This window comes from Candidatus Darwinibacter acetoxidans (assembly GCF_041936445.1).
In the GTDB taxonomy this organism is placed as follows: Bacteria; Bacillota; Limnochordia; order Darwinibacteriales; family Darwinibacteriaceae; genus DTU010.
In genome coordinates this window covers 1-3661 of the sequence record NZ_JBHGXH010000005.1, presented here as the reverse complement: position 1 = coordinate 3661, position 3661 = coordinate 1, and the positions used below count along the sequence as shown (strand labels likewise).

Below are 3661 nucleotides of genomic sequence, written 5' to 3'. Positions count from 1 at the left end.
TGGGATCACGGGGAAGTCGGTGAACTTTCGGCAGCGGAGGATGCCGCCCTCGTCGCACCACTGGCTAGCCCGGCAGCTCCGGGAGCCGGCGGCATAAGGGCACTCGTCGCAGAGTTCGATGCGGATGATCCGGGTCATGCTGTCACCCCTTCCAGTGCATCGAAGAGCCGTACCTGCGCTCGCTCCTTGTCGATCCGCTCCTGAGCCATGATGAAGTAGGGCTCGTGCTTCTCGATGCCGATAAAGTGCCTTCCGGTGCGGAGGCAGGCGATCGCCGTTGTGCCGCTGCCGAGGAAGGGGTCGAGGACGAGGTCGCCGGGCTTTGAATACTTCTCAAGAATCTGCATAAAGAGCGGGACGGGTTTCTGCGTTGGATGGATGCGCTCTTCCTTGTGGCGCATGTCCTCCTGCAGCATCCCGTTCCATCGCCATTTGAACTTCCGCACTGCTGTCTTGAATGAGGTCCACGCGAGTTCGCAGTCTGCGAAGTTACCAGAGTTATCCTTGTCCCACACGAGCCAGCAGGAGGACGGATCGAGAAGATCGGCGTAGTAGTTACCGCCGAAGATGATCTGGTTCTTACTGACTCGGCACATCTCAGCAAGGGCACGTTCGTCGATGCGAACCGAATCCCAATCAGAGACCCCGTAGTCTTTCGCACTAACCCAGGATCCGGGTCTTCCGAATGCTTTGTTCCCGCCGCCGACTGTCCTTTTATCAGTTATGCCGATTCCATACGGCGGATCGGTCAGCACGAGGTCAACGCCCTTATCCGGCATCTCGCGCATGAGGTCGAGACAGTCGCCGCAGTAGATGCGGTCGATCTCCAGTGTCATGGCCGGCCCCCCGTCAACCCCTTGGCGAGGTTCTCCCATCGGTGATCGTCCCCGCTGCAGAGGTGGTCCCTGTAGTGCACGGCGAGGCTTGATAGGGAGAGGATCTGGAACTCGTCCGGATACTTCGCTGCGGTGAGGATGCCGTCGCTCACCAACCTCCCCCACGCATTGAGCTCTGCCATCTGTCGCAGCAGCGCGAGGAGGTCGCTCCACCGGAGCACGGCCAGCGGCTCCCGCCGGCTCTGCTTCAGGATGAGGAGAGGGGCGAGACCCTCTGCTGCCGCGTTCCGGACGCATTGTTGCCACCACTCCGGCAAGGCGATCCGTTCCTGTGCTTTGCACTCGATGCCGAAGGGGAACTGTGCCCGGGCGGCCGGCGAGAGGTAGAGGTCGCAACCGGACTGCCCCATCCCTGTGCTCAGGATGTCGCCCGGGTCGATGCCGAGGCGGTCGATCAGGTCCTGCCGGACCGCCTGCTGCAGCCGCCGTCCCTTGGCCTTGCGTGAGGCGGGGGTGTTCGCGGTCATGACGATCGCCTCCGCATCATATCGAGCCGATCCTCGACGCGATCGGCTGCGATTAAGTCCTTCTTCGGCGTTTTCTTCCGGTCCATGAATCCACAGAACTTACTGCCCCGGCACCCCTGGCAGATGTCGCCGCACCGCGCCTCTTCCTCGCCGATGCACCTGCGACAAGGGCATGGTTCGGGGCAGGCGTCGCACCGAGTGATCACCGACAGGGTGTGATCGAGGGGGGTCAGGAGGATCGCCCCCCGAGCGGTGCCGCCGCCAGGAGAGTTGCTACCCCTCAGAGTGTTACTGAGCGTGTTACTGGCGACCACTCAGACTGCCCCCTGCAGCCTTATGAGTTTATGAGTCCTATGAGTTTGTTTCCAGTCCCTTCTTGTACATGTTTTTACTCTAGTATTGTACTGTTTTTCCTCACGCGTTGGGGTTGGGGGAAACTCATAGAACTCATACAGTGAATCTAATCTCCTCATATCTCTGGTTGTTTCCTCATCGCGGCGCGGAGAAGCCTTAAGAAACTCATGAGTTTCATCTACGGCGCCCCTTTTTATGAGTTTTATGAGTTTGTTTCCAGTCGATTTTCCATGAGTTATATGAGTTTTATGAGTTTGTTTCCCGGTCGAAATTATCGCGCAACCCTCCCGAATGAGTTTATGAGTTTTATGAGTTTGTTTCCCAGTTGAAAGTTCCTCAGCGTTTATGAGTTTTATGAGTTTGTTCTCCGTCAAAATGTTATGAGTTTGCATCCGTCATTCACCTCTCTCTATGAGTTTCGGATCGGTCTCTTTCGTCTGCACAATGACCCACTGTACGGCCCGGTTCACCGTCTGCCCGCGTGCGATCATCAGCCCCGAGGGGAACCGGCGGCGGTCCTGCCGGGCGAGCGCCCGCCCGAGGACATGCGAGAACGACCGGCGCGGGTCACTGAACGCGGCCCCGAGATCGTCCGGCAGGCAGTCCGTGATCCTGATTTTGAACGCGGTCACCTCCTTGACCTCGCGATCCAGGCGGGCCTTTAATTCAGCAACCGTCCAGGGAGTCGACCCGAACGAGTCATAGATCGCCGACAGGAACGCTTCCCACTGTCGGAGTTCCACGTCAGCCTCCAGGTAAGTCTCCATCGCGTTCGCCATGAACTCAGTCGCGCCGGCGAACTCCAGGATCCCGCCGACAATCCGGCGCCAATCCTCGAACCCTCCGAGCGGAGGCATCTTTTCAGGGTCCGGACACCCGGCCCGAATCCATGCCCGGCCGAGGGTCAACGCCGCCGCCACAATGCGGCCCCGGTGCGCCTTCACCCAGCCGATCAGGTCGGGGTGCTGGAAATCCTCCCGGAGCCAGGGCATAGCCTGCTCCGCATCCATGCGGGAGAGATAGAGGCGGCGGGCAAGGTCACCCCCGATCTGCACGTTGTTCCCGTTCGCCATCCAGACGGTCCGCTGCGGGACCCAGATGTCCTCGGACTTCCCGAGCACCCGGCCTTTCCACTCCCATGCTGTCAGGAGCGCCGCCAAGACGTCCGATCTGAAACTCCCCTCAAGATTATCCCAGATGTGGACCGGGGCTCCGGACACGAGCGTTGAGAGAGCACGTTTCTCCCACTCTTCCGGGCTTTTCGGCGTCACAGACGCTGGCGGAGTTTCTCCGGTGATCGCGGCATACGCCGCACCCTGCGCGAGCGAGGCCCCGGTCCCAGCCTGCGGTTTCACCAGCATCCAGCACGGCACCGGGCCGGCGATGATCGGCCGGAAGATTCCCGTGAGGATCGCCCCGACGGCGTTCCACCGGCTCGCCGGATCCACCCACGGAAAATCGCAATGGATCTCAAGGAGCACAGCCTTCGCCGCCTCGACGTCTTCAGGGGTCGGGTCGTCCGGCACCTCGCCGAGCACGAACCCCGGCTCCGGGGCGAGATACGTGCACGTGACTGGATCGTATCCTTCCACGGCATGGATCGTCCCGTCCAGGTGCAGGATCGGACTCTTCGCGATCCCATGCAGGGGCGGCAGCGGCCAATCAGTATCCGGCCGATTCAGCACGTCGCGCACAATCGAGATCGGCGGATACTCCGGTCGTTCCCGGGGGACTCCATCCTTGCCGACCTTGATGGAGATCCAGACGGCCACGCGGTCCAGGACACCCCTGAGCCCGTGCTCGGTCAGCGGACGGATCGTCGGCCGACCATACTCGTCCCGCTCCACGCGGACAGGGCCCCCGGCACGCCGGAATATCGTCGGCGGATCGTTCGCCTCCGTGACTGCCCGGATCGCGTCCGACGTCACCTCGTGCATGTGGCGG

3 protein-coding genes and 1 pseudogene are annotated in these 3661 nt (G+C 61.3%); all 4 read right to left on the bottom strand.

The window, feature by feature from the left end; all coding sequences use genetic code 11:
- Positions 1–134 precede the first annotated feature (134 nt).
- Positions 135–836, bottom strand: a complete 702-nt coding sequence (locus ACE4YL_RS00050) for a DNA-methyltransferase (RefSeq protein ID WP_461368962.1) — start codon at positions 834–836, stop codon at positions 135–137.
- On the bottom strand, positions 833–1363 hold the full coding sequence (locus ACE4YL_RS00045) for a putative PDDEXK endonuclease (RefSeq protein WP_461368961.1): 531 nt from the start codon (positions 1361–1363) through the stop codon (positions 833–835). Before ACE4YL_RS00045 ends, ACE4YL_RS00050 begins: the two co-directional genes overlap by 4 nt.
- Before the next feature lie 314 nt (positions 1364–1677).
- Entirely contained in the window at positions 1678–2109 is a 432-nt protein-coding gene (locus ACE4YL_RS00040) for a hypothetical protein (protein WP_461368450.1), read from the bottom strand.
- Positions 2110–2112: 3 nt separating this feature from the next.
- Positions 2113–3661, bottom strand: a pseudogene (locus tag ACE4YL_RS00035) (hypothetical protein); the annotation flags it as partial.